General features: G+C 72.7%; 17 protein-coding genes and 1 pseudogene. 12 read left to right on the top strand and 6 right to left on the bottom strand.

Going from position 1 to position 20,887, the window contains the following annotated elements:
• Nucleotides 1–14: 14 nt before the first annotated feature.
• From BLA60_RS09260 to BLA60_RS09240, 5 genes and pseudogenes are all read left to right on the top strand, one after another.
• Entirely contained in the window at nt 15–986 is a 972-nt protein-coding gene (locus BLA60_RS09260; protein ID WP_075132371.1) for a zinc-dependent alcohol dehydrogenase, read from the top strand.
• A gap of 21 nt (nt 987–1,007) precedes the next feature.
• Entirely contained in the window at nt 1,008–1,406 is a 399-nt protein-coding gene (locus tag BLA60_RS09255; protein ID WP_075132370.1) for a 6-pyruvoyl trahydropterin synthase family protein, read from the top strand.
• The gene (locus BLA60_RS09250; protein WP_211288675.1) at nt 1,406–2,461 is read left to right on the top strand and encodes a glycosyltransferase family 4 protein; all 1,056 of its coding nucleotides are present in this window, start codon (nt 1,406–1,408) and stop codon (nt 2,459–2,461) included. Before BLA60_RS09255 ends, BLA60_RS09250 begins: the two co-directional genes overlap by 1 nt.
• Nucleotides 2,458–3,420, top strand: coding sequence for a lysylphosphatidylglycerol synthase transmembrane domain-containing protein (locus BLA60_RS09245; RefSeq protein ID WP_075132368.1), 963 nt, complete (start codon nt 2,458–2,460; stop codon nt 3,418–3,420). Before BLA60_RS09250 ends, BLA60_RS09245 begins: the two co-directional genes overlap by 4 nt.
• Nucleotides 3,417–3,968, top strand: a pseudogene (locus tag BLA60_RS09240) (GTP cyclohydrolase II); the annotation flags it as partial. The gene BLA60_RS09245 and the pseudogene BLA60_RS09240, both read left to right, overlap by 4 nt.
• Nucleotides 3,969–4,018: 50 nt before the next feature.
• Here the strand turns inward: BLA60_RS09240 and BLA60_RS09235 are convergent.
• From BLA60_RS09235 to BLA60_RS09210, 6 genes are read right to left on the bottom strand one after another with little or no spacing between them, the layout of a single operon-like run.
• Nucleotides 4,019–4,741, bottom strand: coding sequence for a creatininase family protein (locus BLA60_RS09235; RefSeq protein ID WP_075132596.1), 723 nt, complete (start codon nt 4,739–4,741; stop codon nt 4,019–4,021).
• Nucleotides 4,742–4,751: 10 nt separating this feature from the next.
• On the bottom strand, nt 4,752–5,513 hold the full coding sequence (locus BLA60_RS09230; RefSeq protein ID WP_075132366.1) for a putative hydro-lyase: 762 nt from the start codon (nt 5,511–5,513) through the stop codon (nt 4,752–4,754).
• A 48-nt stretch (nt 5,514–5,561) separates the two neighbouring features.
• On the bottom strand, nt 5,562–7,178 hold the full coding sequence (locus BLA60_RS09225) for a thiamine pyrophosphate-binding protein (protein ID WP_075132365.1): 1,617 nt from the start codon (nt 7,176–7,178) through the stop codon (nt 5,562–5,564).
• Nucleotides 7,175–7,948 carry a cyclase family protein gene (locus BLA60_RS09220; protein WP_075132364.1) on the bottom strand — a complete coding sequence of 258 codons (774 nt, stop codon included), beginning with the start codon at nt 7,946–7,948 and terminating at the stop codon, nt 7,175–7,177. Before BLA60_RS09220 ends, BLA60_RS09225 begins: the two co-directional genes overlap by 4 nt.
• Nucleotides 7,949–7,989: 41 nt before the next feature.
• Nucleotides 7,990–9,120 carry a metallophosphoesterase gene (locus tag BLA60_RS09215; RefSeq protein ID WP_211288656.1) on the bottom strand — a complete coding sequence of 377 codons (1,131 nt, stop codon included), beginning with the start codon at nt 9,118–9,120 and terminating at the stop codon, nt 7,990–7,992.
• Between the two features lie 21 nt (nt 9,121–9,141).
• Nucleotides 9,142–9,645, bottom strand: coding sequence for an SRPBCC family protein (locus tag BLA60_RS09210; RefSeq protein ID WP_075132362.1), 504 nt, complete (start codon nt 9,643–9,645; stop codon nt 9,142–9,144).
• Between the two features lie 258 nt (nt 9,646–9,903).
• Between BLA60_RS09210 and BLA60_RS09205 the strand changes: the two genes are divergently transcribed.
• The 7 genes from BLA60_RS09205 to BLA60_RS46170 all read left to right on the top strand — a co-directional run bounded on the left by BLA60_RS09205 (nt 9,904) and on the right by BLA60_RS46170 (nt 20,784).
• Nucleotides 9,904–10,815 carry a carbohydrate ABC transporter permease gene (locus tag BLA60_RS09205; protein ID WP_211288655.1) on the top strand — a complete coding sequence of 304 codons (912 nt, stop codon included), beginning with the start codon at nt 9,904–9,906 and terminating at the stop codon, nt 10,813–10,815.
• Nucleotides 10,812–11,696, top strand: coding sequence for a carbohydrate ABC transporter permease (locus tag BLA60_RS09200; protein ID WP_075132360.1), 885 nt, complete (start codon nt 10,812–10,814; stop codon nt 11,694–11,696). The genes BLA60_RS09205 and BLA60_RS09200 overlap by 4 nt, the downstream gene beginning before the upstream one ends.
• Nucleotides 11,693–13,669, top strand: coding sequence for a DUF6807 family protein (locus BLA60_RS09195; protein ID WP_075132359.1), 1,977 nt, complete (start codon nt 11,693–11,695; stop codon nt 13,667–13,669). The genes BLA60_RS09200 and BLA60_RS09195 overlap by 4 nt, the downstream gene beginning before the upstream one ends.
• Nucleotides 13,670–13,675: 6 nt before the next feature.
• Complete coding sequence (locus tag BLA60_RS09190; protein WP_075132358.1) at nt 13,676–14,977, top strand: ABC transporter substrate-binding protein; 1,302 nt, start codon at nt 13,676–13,678, stop codon at nt 14,975–14,977.
• 5 nt (nt 14,978–14,982) lie between these two features.
• Nucleotides 14,983–16,266: a pectate lyase family protein gene (locus tag BLA60_RS09185; protein WP_075132357.1), complete on the top strand. Its 1,284-nt coding sequence runs from the start codon at nt 14,983–14,985 to the stop codon at nt 16,264–16,266.
• Nucleotides 16,267–16,404: 138 nt separating this feature from the next.
• Nucleotides 16,405–17,349 carry a pectate lyase family protein gene (locus BLA60_RS09180; RefSeq protein ID WP_211288654.1) on the top strand — a complete coding sequence of 315 codons (945 nt, stop codon included), beginning with the start codon at nt 16,405–16,407 and terminating at the stop codon, nt 17,347–17,349.
• Between the two features lie 171 nt (nt 17,350–17,520).
• Complete coding sequence (locus BLA60_RS46170) at nt 17,521–20,784, top strand: substrate-binding domain-containing protein (RefSeq protein ID WP_162292931.1); 3,264 nt, start codon at nt 17,521–17,523, stop codon at nt 20,782–20,784.
• Nucleotides 20,785–20,887 lie beyond the last annotated feature (103 nt).

The raw sequence follows: 20,887 nt of genomic DNA, 5'->3' as shown, positions 1-20,887 counted from the left end.
CCTACAGTGGGCTGATGGACCAGGCGTTCTGGCTCGCCGAACCGGGCCGGGGTGAGCTGCGACCGGTCGAGGTCGCGGCCCCCGGCCCCGACGAGGTGCTCGTGCGGACCCTGTACTCGGGGGTCAGCCGGGGCACCGAGACGCTCGTGTTCCGTGGCGGCGTGCCGGACAGCCAGCACGCCGCCATGCGGGCGCCGTTCCAGGACGGCGCGTTCCCGGCACCGGTGAAGTACGGCTACCTCAACGTGGGCGTCGTGGAGCGGGGGCCGGCGGAGCTGGCCGGGCGGACGGTGTTCTGCCTGTACCCGCACCAGACCCGGTACGTGGTGCCGGCGGCCTCGGTGACGCCCGTGCCGGACTCGGTGCCACCCGCACGGGCGATCCTGGCCGGCACGGTGGAGACCGCGGTGAACGCCGCCTGGGACGCCGCGCCGCTGGTCGGTGACCGGATCGCGGTCGTCGGCGCCGGCATGGTCGGCGCGTCGGTGGCCAAGGTGCTCGCCGGTGTCCCGGCCGCCAGGGTGCAGCTGGTGGACACCAACCCCGACCGCGCCGCGCTGGCCGACGCCCTGGGCGTCGAGTTCGCCACCCCGGACGCCGCGCGCGAGGGTTGTGACCTGGTGGTGCACGCCTCGGCGACCTCGGCCGGCCTGGCCAGGTCGCTGGAGCTGCTGGCGCCGGAGGGCGTGGTGGTCGAGCTGAGCTGGTACGGCGACCGGCCGGTGACCGTGCCGCTGGGGGAGTGGTTCCACTCGCGGCGGCTGACCCTGCGCGCCAGCCAGGTGGGTACCGTTTCGCCGGCCCAACGTGGCCGCCGGGGCTACCCGCAGCGGCTGGCGGTGGCCCTGGACCTGCTGGCCGACCCCGGTTTCGACGCCCTGATCACCGGCGAGTGCCGGTTCGCCGAGCTGCCGGACCTGCTGCCCAGGTTGAACGGGATTGAACTGTCCGCGCTCTGTGTCCGTGTTACCTACGACAACACGTAATCGACACAGCAGGAGGCGCGGGTGTACAGCCTCACCGTCCGGGACCACATGATGGTCGCGCACAGCTTCCACGGCGAGGTGTTCGGGCCCGCGCAGCGGTTGCACGGCGCCACGTTCGTCGTGGACGCCACCTTCCACCGTGCGGACCTCGACGCCGACGGCCTGGTCGTCGACATCGGCCTGGCGAGTACCCGCCTGGGCGAGGTGCTCGGCGAACTGAACTACCGCAACCTCGACGAGCTGCCGCAGTTCGCCGGGGTGAACACCTCGACCGAGTTCCTGGCGAAGTACGTCGCCGACCAGCTCGTCGAGCGGGTCCACGACGGGGGGCTCGGCGAGGGCGCGCGCGGCCTGTCCGAGATCAGCGTGACCCTGGGCGAGTCCCACGTGGCGTGGGCGAGCTACCGGCGGGCGCTGTGATCCCGTTCGTCGTCCCGTCCGACGTCGACGACGTCGCGCTGGCCAGCGGCGGCAACGTCTACGACCGGCGGGTGAGCGCGGTCGCCGGTCTGACGCCGGTGCCGGTCGCCGGGCGCTGGCCGGTGCCGGACACCGCCTCGCGGGTGGCGCTCGACCGGGCGCTGGCCGAGGTCCCCGACGGCACGGTGACCCTGGTCGACGGGCTGGTGGCGTGCGGGGTGCCGGCGGTGGTGGTGCCGCACGCGCGGCGGCTGCGGCTGGTGGTGCTGGTGCACATGCCCCTCGGTGACGACACCGCCCTGCCGGGTGAGCGGGCCGCCGAGCTGGACGCGCTGGAGCGCGAGACGCTGCGCGCGGCGTTCGCCGTGGTCGCCACCAGCCGGTGGGCGTGGCGGCGGCTGACCGGCCTGCACCGGCTGGACCCCGAGCGGGTGCACGTCGTCGAGCCGGGCACCGACCCGGCGCCGCCGGGCGACGGCGGTGACGGCACGCGGCTGCTGTGCGTGGCGGCGATCGTGCCGCGCAAGGGCCAGGACGTGCTGGTGGAGGCGCTGGCCGGGCTCGCCGACCTGCCGTGGACCTGTACCTGTGTCGGTTCGGTGGACCGCGACCCGGAGTTCGTCGGCTGGGTGCGTGACCTCGCCCGCCGCCACGGTCTCGCCGGGCGGGTCACGCTGCCCGGTCCGCTGGCGCCCCTGCCCGGCACGGAGCTGGCGGCGCTGTTCGCGGAGTCGGACCTGCTGGTGCTGCCCTCGCGGCAGGAGACCTTCGGCATGGTCGTGACCGAGGCGCTGGCCAGGGGGATGCCGGTGCTGGCCTCGGACGTGGACGCGTTGCCGGAGACTGTCGGGCGCACCGCCGCCGGTGCCGTGCCGGGCCTGCTGGTGCCGCCGGACGACGTGCCGGCGCTGACCGCCGCCCTGCGCCGCTGGCTGACCGAACCCCGCCTGCGGGAACGGCTGCGCGACGCCGCGCGCAAGCGGGAGCTCACCGACTGGGCGGGCGCCGGCGACCGGCTCGCGGTCCTGCTCGACGACCTGGGTGGGCCCCGATGACCGCCATGCTCGAACGGCCGGTCGCCGCCCCGCCGGTCCCGCCCCCCGCACCGGAACCCGCGCCACGGCGGGGAAACGCCCGGCTGTGGGCGTGGGTGAAGCTGCTCGTCGGCGCGGGCATCGTGGGCGCGCTGGTGTGGAAGCTGGGCGCGGCCGGGTTCGTCGAGGGGCTGCGGGTCATCTCGGTGACCGAGGTGGCGGCCGCGCTGGGCATCGGGCTGGCGACGACCGTGCTGTGCGCCGGCCGCTGGTGTCTGGTCGCCCGCCGTCTCGGGCTGCGGCTGCCGCTGGGGCGCGCGGTCGGTGACTACTACCGGGCGCTGTTCCTGAACGCGGTCCTGCCGGCCGGGGTGCTCGGCGACGTGCAGCGCGCGGTGCGCCACGGCCGCGAGGAGGGCGATCTGGGCGCCGGGGTACGCGCGGTGGTGCTCGAACGGATGGCCGGCCAGGCCGTGGTGATCGCCGCCGGGGTGGTGGTGCTGGTCGCCGGACCGGCCCGCGAGGTGGGCTTCGCGGTGCTCGCCGGAGTTGCGGTCCTGGTACTCGTGTACATGATGGCGCGCAAATTGATCGGGGCACGATCGCGTTGGCGGCGTACTTTTGAGGACGTGCGCACCGGCTTGCTGGCTCGCGACGCGTGGCCCGGGGTCGCGCTGTTGTCGGCGTTGGCGCTTGCCGGGCATGTGACGCTGTTCCTGATCGCGATGCACGCGGCGGGGGCCGACCAGCCGGCCGGCCAGCTGCTGCCGATCGTCGTGGTCGCGTTGCTCGCCATGGGACTGCCGGTCAACGTCGGCGGCTGGGGGCCGAGGGAGGGGGTGACCGCGCTGATGTTCGCCGCCGCCGGGCTCGGAGCCGCACAGGGCCTCACCGCCGCCGTCGCCTACGGACTTCTCGGTCTGGTCGCGAGCCTGCCCGGTGCGCTGATGCTGTTGGTTCGACGGGAGAGGCTTGCATGACTGATCTGGCCGACATCGAGCGGCACGGCACCATCGTTCGGGTCGGCGAGACCCGCCTGCCCACCCGGTACGGGGAGTTCCGCGCGGTCGGATACCTGGACCGGCACGGGCACGAGCACCTGGCGGCCGTCCACGGTGACCTCACCGGGTTCAGCCCGCTGACCAGGGTGCACTCCGAATGCCTGACCGGGGACGTCTTCGGCTCCACCCGCTGTGAGTGCGGTGAGCAGCTCGACGCGTCGCTGCGGGAGATCGTCGCGGCCGGCGCGGGCGTGGTGATCTACCTGACCGGTCACGAGGGCCGGGGCATCGGGCTGGTCGCCAAGCTGCGGGCGATGCGCCTGCAGGAGGAGGGCATGGACACCGTCGAGGCGAACGTCGCGCTCGGCCTGCCGGTCGACGCGCGCAGCTTCGACGTCGCCGCCGACATCCTCGACGAGCTCGGCGTGGCCTCCATCCGGCTGCTGTCGAACAACCCGCAGAAGGTGGCGGCGTTACGCGCGAAGGGGATCCGGATCAGTGAACGGGTTCCCCTGCTGATCGAGCCGGGGGAGGAGAACCTGAGCTACCTGGCCACCAAGCGCGAACGCCTCGGCCACTACCTGCCGCACCTGTCCAACGCGTCGACCACCCCGGCGAACGAGTCGACCAGGCTGCGCACGGCGTCGCGGCCCTTTCCGGCGGAGGCGAGCGAGGGCCGCCCGATCACCCCGGACTCGGTGTAGGCGCGCAGTCCGAGGGTGAGGAACCGGCCCCGGTCGTCGGCGAGGTGGTCGTGCTCGGCGTGGTCGGCGCGCACCAGCTCGGGGTGCGCGTGCAGCATGATCGAGGTCTCCAGCTCGCCGGCGTGCATGTCGTGGACCGCGCTCAGCTCGACCCCGGCGTCGCGGCGGGCCCGCGCCCAGTCGTCCTCGGTGGGGAACAGGGCCATCGCGTGCCCGGCGGCACCGGCCTCCTGCACGACGTTGCCCAGTACGTAGTTGCCGCCGTGTCCGCTGACCAGCACCAGCTTCGACACCCCGCTGGCCCGCAGCGACGCGGCGATGTCGGTGACCACCGCGTACAGCGTCGCCGCCGAGATGCTGACGGTGCCGTGCCAGGCGGCGTGCTCGTGCGAGCAGGACACGGTCACCGGCGGCAGCTCGAACACGTCGACGGCCTCGCCGATCGCCCTGGCCACGGTGACCGCGATGACGGTGTCGGTGGCCAGCGGCAGGAACGTGCCGTGCTGCTCGAAGCTGCCGACCGGAAGCAGCGCGATGCCGGCGCCCCGGTCCCGTTCCTCGGTGGCGGTGGCCGTGGGGAGGAGGTGGTTGGTCATGTCCCGCACCCTAGAGCGGGACGGTGAGGTACTCGGTGTCCCGCACGTCGGTGACCAACATGTGCCCCGGTGCGTGGGTGATCGCGAACGGCGGCCGGGAGGCCGTCAGCACCGCCTGCGGCGTCACCCCGCACGCCCAGAACACCGGCACGTCACCGTCGTGGGCCCGCACCGGGTCGCCGAAGTCCGGGGCCGCCAGGTCGGCGATGCCCAGCGCGGTGGGGTCGCCGACGTGCACCGGGGCGCCGTGCACGGCCGGCATCCTGGCGCTGATCGCCACCGCGAGGTCGACCAGCCCGGCCGGGATCATCCGCAGCGACACCACCAGCGGGCCGTGCAGCCTCCCGGCCGGGCGGCACTCGCGGTCGGTGACGAACATCGGCACGTTGACGCCCTGGTCACGGTGGCGCAGCGGGATCCCGGCGGCGGCCAGCGCGGTCTCGAAGGTGAAGCTGCACCCGATCAGCAGCGCCACCAGGTCCGCGCGCCAGTACCCGGTGACGTCGGTCGGCTCGGCGACGAGATCCCCGTCGCGCCAGACGCGGTAGCGCGGCAGGGCGGTGCGCAGGTCGGCGCCGGGTGCCAGCACGGTGTGCGGGCTGCCGGTGTCGGTCACGTCCAGCACCGGGCACGGCTTCGGGTTGCGCTGGGCGAACAGCAGCATCTCGTAGGCCAGGTCGGCGGGCACGGCGATCAGGTTGGCCTGCGTGTAGCCGGCCGCGAGCCCGGCGGTCGGCCCGGTCGCGGTGCGTCGCACCTGGTCGGGGGTCATCCTCCGATGGTGCGGCAGAGCCGGCGGGCCGCGCCAGGGACCGTCCCGTCAGCGGAACGCGTCGGCCAGCCACCACGCCCCGCCGTCGTCGGTGACCTTGGCGTCGACCACCAGCGGACGGTCACGCGGACCGTTGAGCCACGCGGTGACGCCGTCGAGGTCGGCGAGCGTGCGCACGGTCAGCGACGCGGCACCGAAACCGGCGCCGATCGCGGCGAGGTCGGTGTCCGGGAAGCGGACCGCGCCGTGGTCCTGGCCGGTGAAGTGGTGCACCTCGGCGCCGTAGGCGTCGTCGTTGTGCACCACGATCACCATCGGCAACCCCAGCCGTACCACGGTGTCCAGCTCGGCGACGCTCATCAGCGCGCCGCCGTCGCCGAGCGCGGCGACCGGCAGCCGGCCTGGGCTGGCGAGCGCGGCGCCGATCGCCGTCGCCAGCCCGAGGCCGATGGACTGGAACGCCTGGGTGAAGCAGAAACCGAACTGGTCGGGCACCCCGAGGTAGGCGCTGGGGTAGCCCATGAAGTTGCCGGAGTCGACCGCGACGACCCGATCGGCCGGCAGCAGTTCGTCCAGCCGCACGTTGAGCGCCCTCGGGTCGATCCGGTCACCGGTGGAGGCGTCGGTGAACGGGACGTCGCGCCAGCGCCCGCGCGCGGCGATCCGCTCGCGCACCTCGCCGGTGCGGTAGCCCGTGCGCGGACCCAGCAGGGCCGCGAGGTCCCTGGCGGTCAGCGCGACGTCGCCGAGCACCCCCAGGTCGACCGGCCGGTGGACGCCCAGCGCCGCCGGGTCGAGGTCGACCTGGACCACCGTGGCGTCGGGGCCGAGCAGCCGGCCGTGCCCGGTGGTCCACCGGTTGAGCGCGGCGCCCCAGCCGACGACCAGGTCCGCCCCGGCGATCAGCTCGGCCGCCAGCGGGGTGGCGAACCCGCCGGCGATGCCCAGCGCGAACGGGTTCCCGGCGAACAGCCCGTTGGCGACCGCCGAGGTCGCCAGCAGCGCCCCGGCCGTCTCCGCCAGCTCCGCCAGTTCCGGCCCGGCCGCCCGCGCACCGCGCCCGGCGACGAACACCGGCCGCCGCGCCCGTTCGACGAGCGCGGCGAGCGCGGCGACGGCGTCCGGGTGCGGCCGCACCGGCAGCGGCGGCTCCGGCACGTCGGGCAGCGACCCGACGGCGTCGGCGGCCTGGACGTCCAGCGGAAGCCCCAGCACCACTGTGCGACGATCGTGGGTCGCCTGACGGAACGCGCGCACGGTGTCGGCCATCGCGCTGGCCGGCGTGTGCACCCGCTCGGCGACCGCGCCGACGGCCGTGACGGCGGCGTCCTGGTCGATCCGGAAGTTCGAGGTGACCGCCGCGCCCGGGGTGTCGCCGGTGAGCACCAGCAGCGGGGTGCGGCTCTTGGCGGCCTCGGCGATCCCGGTGAGCGCGTTGGTCAGCCCGCAGCCCTGGTGGGTGGTGACCACGGCCGGGCGCCCGCTGGTCCTGGCGTACGCGTCGGCCATCGTCGCCGCGCCGCCCTCGTGCCGGGCGGCGGTGAACGGCACACCGGCGGCGCGCAGCGCGTTGGTCACCACGAAGTTGCCGCTGCCGACCACGCCGAAGGCGTGGGCGACGCCGAGTCGTGCCAGGGCGGTGCCGACCTGTTCGGCGACGTTCACCGCTCGACGAGCGCGTAGACCCTGGCCGGGCTGCCCGATCCGCCGACGATCGGCAGCGGCGAGACCACGATCACCGAGCCGGTCGGCGGCAGCGTCGCGAGGTTGCGCAGCTGGGTGAGGCCGAGCTTGCCGGCGCCGAGGAAGTAGTTGTGGCACGGGAACGGCGGGTCGAACCCGTGCGCGGCCCCGGCGTCGGTGCCGACGGTCTCCACGCCAAGGCCGATCACCGGGGTCTCCTGGGCGAGCCAGCGCGCGCACTCGGCGGACAGACCGGGGGAGTGCGGGCCGTTCTCGTCGGCGTTGAGGAACCGGTCGGAGTCCTCGGAGCGCTCGTCCCAGCCGGTGCGCACCAGCACCCAGCCGCCGACGGGCAGCGGACCGTTGGCCCGCTCCCAGGCGCGGACGTCGTCGATGCCGACCAGGTGGTCCGGGTCGTCGGCGACGCGGTCGGACACGTCGATGACCACGGCCGGGGCGATCAGCTGCGGCAACGCCAGCCGGGAGACGTCCACACCGTCCTTTCCGGACACCCAGTGCACCGGGGCGTCGACGTGGGTGCCGGTGTGCTCGCCGGTGTGGATGTTGTTCCAGTACCAGGCCGGCCCGGCCTCGTCGTAGCGGCTGATCTCCTCCAGCCGGAAGGGAATCGTGTTGGCGAACGGCTCGGGCAGGGCCAGGATCGGCGTGTCGGCCGACAGCGGCGCGGTCAGGTCGACGATCTCGACCCGGCGGTCACCGATGGCGTCCAGCAGGTCACGCAGCAGCGGCATCGTGGTCTCCTCTGGCTCGACCGTCCGGAGTGGTCACGGCATCATCGCAGAGTTCGGCGCAGGATGAGCAGGCTGATCTCGCTCGGCGCGAAGATCCGCAGCGGCGGGCCCCAGAAACCGGCGCCCCGGGTGGTGTAGAGCTGGGTGCGCTCGCCGTGGCGGCTCAGCCCGTGGACGGTCGGCTGGTCGACGCGCACCAGGTAGTGGAACGGCCAGATCTGCCCGCCGTGGGTGTGCCCGGAGACCTGGAGGTCGACCCGGTCCCTGGTCTGGGCGACCTGGCGGGGCTGGTGGGCGAGCAGCAGCACCGGCAGGTCGGGGTCGGCGCCGGCCAGTGCGGTGTCGAGGTCGGCGCCGTGTCCGGCGAGCCCGGAGCCGCGCGCGGTGGCGTCGTCGATGCCGGCCACGACCAGCCGGTCACCGCCGGACTCGACCACCACGTGCCGGTTGTGCAGCGACTGCCAGCCCAGCCCGGCCATGTGGTCGAGCCAGCCCTGTGCCTGGCCGAAGTACTCGTGGTTGCCGGTGACGTAGACCTTGGCCAGCCGCGCCCGGATCGTGCCGAGCGGGGCGGCCTGGTCGCGGCGCTGTTCGGCCGTGCCGTCGGCGATGTCCCCCGCGTGGCAGACCAGGTCCGGCTCCAGCGCGTCGACCGCCTCGGCGGTGCGCCGCGACCACCGCACCCGGTCGATCGGCCCGAAGTGCGTGTCGGCCAGCAGGACGACCCTGGTGCCGTCCAGCCCGGGGCCCAGTCCCGGCAGCACCACCTCGACCCGCCGGACCCGGGGCACCCGCAGCGCCTCGACCGCGCCCCAGGCCACCAGTCCGGCCGCCACCACCAGCGTCGCGGCGGCCACGCCGCGCGACCGCGCCGGGTCGTCGAGTCCGGCCAGCCCCAGCGCGATCTCCACCAGCGACCCGATGACCGACCAGGAGAACAGCACCCAGACCACGCCGAGCAGGGTGTCGCCGACCCGGGCGGCGCGGTCCTCGCCACGCGCGTGGCCGAGCACCATCAGCCAGGGCAGCGCCAGGGCGCCGGCGGCGAACACGGCCGTCGCGGTGACGAACACGGCCGCCGGCCAGTCCTGCCCGCTGGCGACCAGCCGCCACCACGGCACGCCGAACAGCAGCAGCACGACGATGACCAGGACTGCCCCGCGTCTACCCACCCGATCAACGCTACCCAGTTCTCATGGCAGGGAGGTGGTCGGCTCGGTGCGGGCGGCGCGCAGGTGTTCGGCGCGGGCCTTGACGGCGGCCAGGGTGTGTTCGATCGAGCTGACGTTGTAGCCGGGCCGGTCCTGGCGCCCGGTCACCCGGGGTCCCATGATCCGGCGGATGAACCAGTTGCCGACCCGGTACCAGTTCTCGGTGAGCCGGCAGCCCCCCGGCGTCGGGGTGATCACGTAGGACCAGCGCGAGACCCGCACCCCGAACGGCGTGCGCACGTCGAAGGTGAACTCCCGGCCCGGCTCACAGGCGACGATCCGTACGCGGGTCCACCACATCCGTTCACCGTTGCGGTTGTTCCCCCGGAACCGTGCGCCGACGGCGGGTCCGGTGGCGGGGGCGACCCATTCACCACCCACGTTCTCCGGGCTGAACTCGCCCATTCGTGGCAGGTCGGAGATCAACTTCCAGACGGTGTCGGGGTCGGCGGCCACCTCGGTACTGAGCGAGATCCACGGCTCCACGGGAAAACGGTAGCCAGCCCCACAGACCAGGACAACGCGTCGGCCGACACACCGCACGATGGAAGATCTTCGGCCCAGTCCGGTCACCGGCGAACCCACATCGCGACACCGGACGGAATAGTCCACACGGTCTGCGCAATTGTCCACGGATTCCTACCTAACGTGTGGCTCATGCGATGAGGACGGACGGAGCGGGATTTCCGGCCATTCGTCCTGTTCTGGCGGGTGAAACCCCGCCGGGCAGAAGGGGCGATGGGCATGACGGTCGGCGAGACGAACGTGCGCCAACACACCCGGCGACGCGGGTCGAGAACGCCCTACCTGCTGATCGCCCCCGCGGTCCTGGCGATGCTGGCGTTCCTCGTCTACCCGATGGGCAGCGTCGTCTACTACAGCCTGCGGCACTACAACCTGAGCAAGCCGTGGGAGGACGGCTTCGCCGGCCTGGACAACTTCGCCAGGATGCTCACCGAGGACCCGCTGTTCTGGCAGAGCCTCGGGTTCACCGCCCGGTGGGTCGTGGTCGAGGTCTCCCTGCAGCTGGTGCTGGGCCTGGCCCTCGCCCTGATCGTCAACGAGACGTTCGTCGGGCGGGCGTTCGCCAGGGCGATGGTGTTCTCGCCGTGGGCGGTGTCCGGTGTGCTGACCACCGGCATCTGGGTGCTGCTCTACAACCCGACGACGGGAATGTCCAAGTACCTCGCCGATCTCGGGCTGATGGACTACGGCGGCGCCCCGCTGGCCAACCCGGACACCGTCTTCCTCGCGGCGGTGGTCGCGGAACTGTGGCGCGGGGTCCCGTTCTTCGCGATCCTGCTGCTGGCCGACCTCCAGTCCATCCCGCGTGACCTCTACGAGGCCGCCTCGGTGGACGGGGCCAGCCGGTTGCGGCGCTTCTACCACGTCACGCTGCCGCACCTGAAGGACGCGATCATCCTCTCCACGCTGCTGCGCGCGGTGTGGGAGTTCAACAACGTCGACCTGCTGTACACCCTCACCGGCGGCGGGCCGGCGCACCAGACGACGACGCTGCCGCTGTACGTGGCGTCGACGGCCGTGCAGTCCCAGGACTTCGGCTACGGCTCGGCGCTGACCACGGCCGGGTTCCTGATCCTGACCTTCTTCTCGGTCGCCTACCTGCGGTTGGGCAAGTTCGGAGCGAAGTCGTGAGTACCGTGACCCCCACCCGTCCGGCTGCCCGACCGGCCCCGGACCGCCCGCCACCGGCCCGGCCCAACCGGGCGATCCGGGTCAGCAAGTGGCAGATCTACGTGCCGCTGGGCCTGTACCTGCTGTTCACGCTGGTGCCCTTCTACTGGATGCTGGTGTTCGCGGTCCGCCCGCGCGGGTCGACCTCGCTGCTGCCGTGGCCGGTGTCGCTGGAGAACTTCGAGACCGTGTGGAACGGGCTCGGGTTCGGCGTGTTCTTCGCCAACAGTCTCAAGGTCGGGGCGGCGGCGCTGGTGTCCACCACGGTGATCGCGCTGGCCGGCGGCTACGCCCTGGCCCGCTACCGGTTCCGCGGCCGCACGGCGTTCATGGTGGCCATGCTGTGCACCCAGTTCATCCCGGGCGCGATGATGCTGATCCCGCTGTTCGAGGTGTTCCGCACGCTGGAGCTGGTGAACAGCCTGTGGAGCCTGGTGATCGCCGAGACCGTCTTCCAGCTCCCGCTCTCGCTCATCCTGATCAGCGGCTTCATCCGCAACGTGCCGGTCGAGCTGGAGGAGGCCGCCTGGGTGGACGGCTGCTCGCGGCTGCGCGGGTTCCTGGTGGTGGTGCTGCCGATGCTGCGGCCGGGGCTGGTCGCGGTCGGGTCGTTCGCGTTCATCCACAGCTGGAACAACTTCCTGTTCGCGCTGATGTTCGTCAGCGAGCAGGAGAAGTACACGATCCCGGTGGGGCTCGCGTTCACCCTCGGCGAGTTCAGCGTCGACTTCGGCGCGCTGGCGGCCGGCGGCGTGGTGGCCGCGGTCCCGGTGGTGCTGGTGTTCGCGATCGTGCAGCGCTACCTGGTGCAGGGACTGTCGGCCGGGGCGGTGAAGGGATGACGGGCCGACCGGCCAGGGTGGTGCTCGCCGGCGCGGGCGGCCACGGGCACTGGCACCTGGACAACCTGCGCCGGCTGTCGGCCACGGGACTGGTCGAGCTGGTCGGGGTGTGCGACGTGGCGCCGGTGCCCGCCGAGGCGCTCGCCGGGCTGGGCACGCCCGAGTACTCCGCCGACCTGCCGGGCCTGATCCGGCGCACCGGCGCGGAGATCACCGTGCTGGTCACCCCGATCCACACGCACGCTGAGCTGGCGGTGGCCGCGCTGCGCGCCGGGTCGCACCTGCTGCTGGAGAAGCCGCCGGCGCCCAGCCTCGCCGAGTACGAGGTGATCGCGGCGGCCGTGCGGGAGACCGGACTGGCCTGCCAGGTCGGCTTCCAGACCCTCGGCTCGGACGCGATCCCCTTCCTGCGCAAGCTGATCGCCGACGGGCACCTCGGCCGGGTCAGCGGCATCGGCGTCGCCGGCGCCTGGAACCGGCCGGCCGCCTACTTCGGCCGGGCGCCGTGGGCCGGGCGGCGGCGTCTGGGCGAGGTCGCGGTGACCGACGGCGCGCTGACCAACCCGTTCGCGCACGCCATCGCCACCGCGCTGGCCGTGGCCGAGGCCGAACAACTCGGCGCGGTGGCCGAGATCGACGTCGAGCTGTACCGGGCCAACCCGATCGAGGCCGACGACACCTCCTGCGTGCGGCTCACGCTGCCCAGCGGGCTGGTGATCACCGTCGCGGTGACCCTGTGTGCCCCGGGCCGCGTCGAGCCGTCGCTGCTGGTGCACGGCGAGGCCGGCCGGGCGAGCCTGGTCTACACCCGCGACGAGGTGGAGGTCGTTCCGGCCACCGGCGCGCCGGCCCGCACCACCCACGCCAGGACCGACCTGCTGGAGAACCTGGTCGACCACGTGCGCACCGACGCGCAGCTGCTGGTCCCGCTGGCCAGGACCGGCGCGTTCATCCAGGTCCTGGAGGCGGTGCGGCGCGCGGCGGAGCCGGCGGAGATCCCCGAACGCCTCCAGGAGATCCGCCGCGACGACACCGGTGAGCCCACCGGCCGGGTACTGCCGGGCGTCGCCGAGCTGACCGCCCGCAGCGCCGAGCGGCTCGCGCTGTACTCCGAGCTGGACGCGCCGTGGGCGCCGGCCGAGCAGGTACTGCGGGTCGCCGGGCGCGACGTCGCGCACTACCGCTGGCGGGTCGACCTGCCGGTCACCGCCTCGCCCCGCCCGCACCTGCACCCGGTGCGCACGCTGGGCGGGGTGGCGGTCAGCGAGCTGGCGCCGGCCGACCACGTCCACCACCTGGGGGTCGGGATCGCGGTCGCCGACGCCGGCGGGGTGAACTTCTGGGGCGGCCGGACCTACGTACCCGGCGCCGGCCCGACCTGGCGCCACGACCACGGCCGGCAGCGGCACCTGCGGTTCCGCCGCCGCGAGGCCGACCGGTTCGGCGAGCACCTGGAGTGGGTCGGCCCCGACGGCGTGGCGATCCTCGGCGAGCGCCGCACGGTCGCGGCCCGCGGGGTCGAGGGCGCCGCCTGGCTGCTGGACGTGACCTTCACCCTCACCAACCTGACCGGCGCCCCGCTGGCCGTGCGCAGCTCGGCCACCAAGGGCCGGGCCGGCGCCGGCTACGGCGGGTTCTTCTGGCGCGCCCCCGGTTCGGCGACCGGACGCACGGTGTTCACCGAGCGGGTCGAGGGCGAGGACCTGGTCAACCACAGCCACGCGCCGTGGGTCGCGATGACCGGCACCGACCCCGACGGGCGGGACTGGACGCTGGTCATGGCCCAGCACGGGCACGTCGACCCGTGGTTCGTCCGGGTACGCGAGTACCCCGGGTTCGGACCGGCCCTGGCCTGGGAACGACCGCTGGTCGTCACCGGCTCGGTGACCAGGCGGGTGACCACCATCGTCGCCGACGGCCGCCTCGATCGGGACGCCTCGGCACAGCTTTTCGCCAGCACGACAGAGAGGTAGAAGGCCATGGCTCCAGGACGATGGTCGAGGACGGCCACGGCGCTCGCCGTGGGAGCGTGTCTGGCCCTGGCCGGATGCGGGGACGACCCGGCCGCCGACGGCACCACGACGATCACCTTCTGGGACGACAACGGCGGGCCAGCGCGCACCCCGGTGTGGGAGCACATGATCGCCGAGTTCGAGAAGGAGAACCCGACGATCAAGGTCAAGTACGTCGGGATCCCGATCGCCCAGGTCCAGCAGAAGTACGACACGGCCATCGCGGGTGGGGGGCTGCCCGACGTCGGCGGGGTGACCACGGCGATGCTGGCCAACCTGGCCGCCCGCGAGGTCCTCGAACCGATGGACGAGCGCCTCTCCGGCAGCGCGCTGGACGGCAAGCTCAACGAGCAGGTCGTGGACACGGTGAAGGCGACCGTGCCGGACGAGAAGCTGTACATGGTGCCGCTGTCGACGAACCTGGGCGTGTTCTGGTACCGCGCCGACTGGTTCGCCGAGGCGAAGATCTCCCCGCCGGCGAACTGGGACGAGTTCTACAGTGCGGTCGAGAAGCTGACCGACAGGCCCAACAACCGTTACGGCTACACGATTCGCGGCGGCGCCGGTTCGATCTCCCAGCTGTTGGAGGTGCTCTACGGCCAGTCGGGCATCGACGAGGTCTTCGACTCCTCCGGCGAGTCCACGGTCAACGACCCGGGCAACGTCGAGGCCCTGGAGCGGATCGCCGGGCTGTACAAGAAGGTCACGCCCGAGGCGGACGTCACCAACGACTACGTGAAGATGGTCGCCCAGTTCGACGGCGGCAACATCGGCGTCATGCAGCACAACCTGGGCTCCTACACCGACCACGTGGAGACCCTCGGCGAGGACAAGGTCGACGCGATGTTCGTCCCGGCCGGCGAGGACGGCACCCGCACGGTCACCTCGCACCCGGTCACCGGCCTGGGCGTGTTCGCCGCCGGCGAGCAGCGCGACGCGGCGTTCCGGTTCGCCGAGTTCGTGGCGGGCAAGGAGATGAACACCTACTGGGCCACCGAGACCGGGGTACTGCCGGCCAACACCGAGGTCGCCGACGCCGCCGGCCTGGAGCACATCACCCGGGCGGCGCAGGTGCTCAGCGACCCGGGCACCACGCTCGTCCAGCTGCCCTACTACCTGCCGGAGTTCAACTCCATCACCAAGACCGACGCCGAGCCGCAGTTCCAGAAGGTCCTGCTCGGTGAGCTGTCGGCCAGGGACTTCCTCGACGAGATGGCCGGCAAGCTCACCGAGGCCCAGGCCTCCTACGACGAGCGCAACGGGGGCTGAGCCGGATGAGAACACTCCCCGCGCTGGCGGCCACCCTGGTCACCGCCGCGTTGTGCTGGCCGGCGAGCGCGACCGCCGAGGTGTCGCTCGGCCGGCAGGTGCTCGCGCCCAACGACGGCTGGGCGTCCGAGGGCGCCGGCACCACCGGCGGCTCAGCGGCCCCGGCCGCCAACGTGCACGTCGTGGACGACCGGGCGGGTCTGGTGGCGGCGTTGGCCGCGCCGGCACCCAGGATCGTGTACGTTCGCGGCCGGATCGACGGCGACACCGACGACGCCGGCCGCCCGCTGGACTGCGACGACTACGCCGCCCCCGGCTACACCCTCGACGGCTACCTCGACGCCTACGACCCGGACGTGTGGGGCCGGGAGACCGAGCCGTCCGGGCCGCTGGAGGACGCCAGGGTCGCCTCGGCGGCCAACCAGACCGCGCGGATGAAGCTGAAGGTCGGCTCGGACACCACGATCGTCGGTCTCGGCCGGCACGCCGTGCTGGAGGGGGTGAACCTGCACGTCGACCGGGCGGACAACGTGATCATCCGCAACCTGACGTTCGTCGACGCGGCCGACTGCTTCCCGCGGTGGGACCCGACCGACGGCGCCAGCGGCGAGTGGAACTCCCTGTACGACAACGTGTCGGTCACCGGCTCGACGCACGTGTGGGTCGAGGGCAACACGTTCACCGACGGGGACAACCCGGACTCGGCGCAGCCGATCCACTTCGGCCGGCCCTACCAGGTGCACGACGGCCAGCTCGACCTCACCAACGGCTCGGACCTGATCACCGTGTCGTGGAACGCGTTCACCGGCCACGACAAGACGATGCTCATCGGCTCGACCAACAACCCGGCCACCGACCGGGGCCGGCTCAACGTGACCGTGCACCACAACCTGTTCGACACCACCCTGCAACGGCTGCCCAGGGTCCGGTTCGGACAGGTGCACGTCTACAACAACCACTACCGCGTGTCGGACGACCTGGTGTACGCGCTCGGGGTCGGTGTGGAGTCGGGCATCGTCGCGCAGGCCAACGTGTTCACCGCGAGCCGCGACCTGGCTCCCAGCCGTCTGGTGTACGACTGGGGCGGCACGGCGCTCACCGCGCGGGACAACCTGCTGCGCACCGGTCACCGTGCCGTCCCGGTCGACCTGGTCGCCGAGTACAACGCCGCCAACGACCCGGACCTGGGTACCGACGCCGGCTGGGAACCGGTCCGGCACACCAGGATCGACGCGCCGAGGGCGGTCCCCGCCCTGGTCGACCGGTTCGCCGGAGCCGATTCACACTGAGCCATCGCGAAAACAGAAAACTCCACAGAGTGTACGCGATTGTCCACCCGGTGCTCCGTAACGTGAATTGTGGTCGCCATCGAAGAAATTCGGATTATCGAATGATTTCGACGGGTCTCCCAAGGAATGGAGAGCATCATGGGTAAATCGATCGCGAAACGGGGCCTGGTAGGTGCTCTCGTGGTCGCGGCCGCCTCCGCGCTGACCGTCGTGGCGGCGGGGCAGGCGGCCGCCGTCGGCACCCCGACCGGGTTCGGCGCCGGCACCACCGGCGGCGGCAACGCCTCGCCGGTGACCGTCACCAGCTCATCTGCCCTGATCAGCGCCATGCAGAGCAGTGGTTCGGCGGTCATCCGGGTCAGCGGCATGATCTCGATCAGCGGCATGCAGGACGTCGCGTCCAACAAGACGCTGATCGGGGTCGGCTCCGGTTCGGGTATCACCGGCGGCGGCCTGGACGTCGACGACGCCGACAACGTGATCATCCAGAACCTGAACTTCCGTGGCTGGTCCGACGACGCCATCAACGTCCAGGACGGTTCGACGAAGATCTGGATCGACCACAACAGTTTCACCGACGGCTACGACGGCGCGGTGGACATCAAGCGCGGCTCGGACTACATCACCGTGTCGTGGAACCGGTTCTTCGGCCACGACAAGACGATGCTGCTCGGGCACAGCGACGGCAACGGCGGCCAGGACCGCGGCCACCTGCGGGTCAGCTACCACCACAACTGGTTCGACGGCACCAACCAGCGTCACCCCCGGGTGCGTTTCGGCGACCCGGTGCACGTCTACAACAACTACTACGACGGTGTCGGCGACTACGGTGTCGCGTCCACTGTGGAGGCCGGGGTTCTGGTCGAGGGCAACTACTTCGAGAACACCGACTCGCCGTGCGAGTTGGGCCAGGGTTCCTCGCCGGCCGGTGACCTGGTCGCCAGGAACAACCACTTCGTGAACTCGGGCGCCTGTGCCACCCAGGGCAGCGTCAACGGCATCCCGTACTCCTACTCGCTCGACCCGGCGAGCAACGTCAAGTCGATCGTCGAGAACGGCGCGGGCACGGGCAAGGTGGCCTGAGCGACACCGGTCGGTGACACCCACCCGGTGACACCCACCCGGCTCCCGGCACGCGTGTGCCGGGAGCCGTCGCGGTGTCCGCCCCTTGCCTTGTCAGCCGGGTGACCGTTATGTTGCAGAGAGTGTCGCCGGACCACACACGGTTCATCAACGTGGATGAGCGAGGCGAACATGACGGCTGCGCGGCTGACCATCGGCCTGGTGACGGCCAACATCCATCTCGGAGTCGGGGCCACGCTCTGGTCGGGCGCGCTCGACGCCGCCAGACGCCACGACGTCAACCTGATCTGCTTCCCCGGCGGTGAGGTCGGTGCCACCGACCGGCCGCGCAACCGCGTCTACGACCTGGTCGGCCCCGAACTGCTCGACGGGCTGATCTGCTGGGCGTCGACGCTGGGCCTGCCGGTCGCGCACGCCCGCGCCGCCCGGCTCGGCCGCCGCTTCGGCCGGCTGCCGATGGTCTCCCTCGGCGGTGCGATGGGCGAGGACCGGCCGCTGACCCTGGACAGCTACCGGGGCATGTGCACGGCGATCAGCCACCTGATCGAGGTGCACGGCCGCCGCCGGCTGGCGTTCATCCGGGGCACGGTCGCCAACCCGGTGATCGTCGAGCGCTACCGCGCCTACACCGACACCCTGGCGCGCCACCGGATCCCGCTGGACCGCACGCTGGTCTCCGCGCCGGTCGACTTCCACCTGGAGGCCGGCGCGTCGGCCATGCGGGTCCTGCTCGACGCCAGGGCACTGCGTCCGGGCCGCGACTTCGACGCGGTGGTGGCCTGTAGCGACTTCCTGGCCGCCGACGCGTTGCGGGAGCTGTCCGGGCGGGGTGTGCGGGTGCCCGAGGACGTCGCGGTCATCGGCGTCAACGACTCGCCGGAGGCCACTCTGGTCGACCCGCCGCTGACGTCGGTGTCCATGCCCTTCGCCGAGTTGGGGGAGCTGGCGGTGGAGACGATGGTGGCCAGGCTGCGCGGGTGTGCGGTGGCCACGGTGCCGGCCCCGGCCTCCACCCTGGTCGTGCGCCGCTCCTGCGGCTGCCCCGGCCCGCTGTTGGCGCACCTGGACGAGGACGCGGCGCAGGACCCTGGCCGGACGAGCCTGGCCGAGCTGCGCGCCGAGCTGTCGGCGCTGGCGGCCGGGCGGGGCGTCGTGCCGCCGGCCGGCCGCCAGGCCCTGTGCGCCGGGCTGCTGGCGGCGCTCGACGGTGGCGACGACGGCGTCTTCCTCGCCGGGGTCGACCGGGTGGTGACCGGTCTGGCCGGCGCCGGCCGGGAGGTCGACCCGTGGGAGTCGCTGCTGACCGAGGTGCGGACGCTGGCCCTGCGGCACGTCACCGGCCCGGTCAGGGTGCGCGTGGAACGGCTGCTGGACCGGGCGCGGCTGGTCGTGGCCGACGTGCGGCGCCGGCTGCTGGAGTACGAGCGGTGGCAGGCCGAGCAGACCTCCCGCCGGCTGCGGGAGCTGGGCAACGCGCTGTCCTCGGCGGTGGACATGGGCGCGCTGACCGGCGTGCTGGACCGTCAGCTGCCGGTGATCGGCGTGCCGCACTGCCGGCTGCTGCCCGAACCCGCGCGTCAGCAGGCGTTCGCGGGGCTGCTGCCGACCGACCGCCGGTTCAGCATGGTGGCCGAGCCGCTCTACGTCCGCGACGAGCTGCTGGGCTTCGGCCTGTTCGAGGTGGGGCCGCGTTCCGGTGCGGTCTACCGGGCGCTCGGCGACCAGATCAGCGCCAGTATCAAGGAGATCGGCCTGTTCGACGACGTGCGCGCCGCCCGGGATCTCGCCGAGCAGGCCAACCGGGTCAAGACGACCCTGTTGAGCAGCGTGAACGACGAGCTGCGGGCCCCGGTCCAGGAGATCCGCCGCCGGGTGGACGACGCGCTGCGCACGGTGGAGTCCCTCGCGGACGCCCCGCCGCGACTCGTGGTGGGGCTCAAGGAGATCCAGGTCAGCGCCGAGCACCAGCTAGGCGTGCTCAGCGACCTGCTGGACCTGTCCAAGGCGGAGATCGACACTCTCGACCTGGCCCCTGAGCTGGTCGACCCGGCCGCGTTGCTGGCCGAGGTCGGCCGGCGTCGCCCGCCCGGCCCGCTGCCGCTGATCCAGGCCGACCGCAGAAGGCTGCGCCAGGCGCTGGTGAGCCTGCACGGCTGCGTCGAGCGGCTCACCGGCGGCGCGGGCGGTGTGCGGGTGGAGGTCGAGGTGGTGCCGCCGAACCTGCGGATCCGCTTCGGCCGGCGGGGTGTGCGGCCCACCGGGCTGTGGGGTGCCGAGGCGGTGGACGGCGGGCTGGCGTTGCCGATCACCCGCCGGCTGATCACCCTGCACAACGGCTCGCTGCGGTTCGGGTCCGGGCCGGCGGGGGTGACCGTCGAGGTGTCGCTGCCGCTGCCCTGCCCGAGGGGCCGGCCGGCCCCGGCTGGGGACCACGTGCTGCTGGTCGGCGCCGACCGGTCGCTGGGCCAGTTGGCGGACCTGCCGGTGCGGCACGTGCGGACCGGCGACGACCTGGCCGCCGTGCTCGACGGCACCCGCCCGGCGGCGGTGGTCTGGGACGCGGCGTCCGGGCGGGCCGAGGACTGGTCGCTGGTGCGCTACCTGCATGACCACGCGATGCTGCGGCGCACCCCGTTCCTGGTCTACGGCGAGGTCTGCGGAGCCGACCTGGACGAGGCGATCACCGCGCGCCGCCCGGCGGAGCTGGCCGGCCCGGTGCTGATCGCCGACGTCGATCCGGCCACCCAGGCCACCTACCACCGCCTGGTCGCCCAGGTGCGGCCGGGACACGTCGTGCTGGTGGCCGCCGACGGCGCGGCCGCGCTGGCGGCGCTGGAGGAGGACGTGCCCAGCCTGGTGATCGTGTCCCAGACCCTGCCGGACATGGACGGCTTCGACGTGCTGGACCGGCTGCACGGCGAGGGCCGGTTGCCCAACGTCCCCGTTCTCGTCCTCAGTGGACGGACGATCACGGTCGAGGACATCCAGCGGGCCGAGCCCTACGGCCGGTCGGTGTTGCTGGGCAAGGGAATCCTGTCCGAGGCGGAGACCAGTGCGCTGGTCGCCCGGTTGTCGATGCCGCGCCACCAGGCGCCGCAGCGCAGCAGTCTGCTGGTCAAACACGCGGTGGCGTTCCTGCATCAGCACTACCACCACCAGATCACCCGGCGCCAGGTCGCCCAGGCGGCGGGGATGAGCGAGGACTATCTCAGCCGGACGTTCCACCGTGAGCTGTGCGTCTCACCGTGGGAGTACCTCAACCGGCTGCGCATCCAGCGCGCCAAGGAGCGGCTGCGGGAGAGCGACGAGAGCGTCCAGGTGGTCGCGCGGCGGGTCGGGTTCCACGACCGCGCCTACTTCAGCCGCATGTTCCGCAAGCTCGTCGGCATCCCGCCGCAGGCCTACCGCGAGTCCTGGGCGCCGAGCACCCGATAGGGATGCGCCCGCGCGGCCGGGTCGCCGGTTTCGGTCGCGCGGAGCGTGTCCCCGGCTCCTTTCCGTCGGTTTGGGAGCGCTCCCAAATGGTACGCCGCGAGTG

Origin of the sequence: Actinophytocola xinjiangensis (assembly GCF_001921215.1) — a bacterium.
Classification (GTDB): Bacteria; Actinomycetota; Actinomycetes; order Mycobacteriales; family Pseudonocardiaceae; genus Actinophytocola; species Actinophytocola xinjiangensis.
This window is presented reverse-complemented; position numbering and strand designations above follow the sequence as displayed.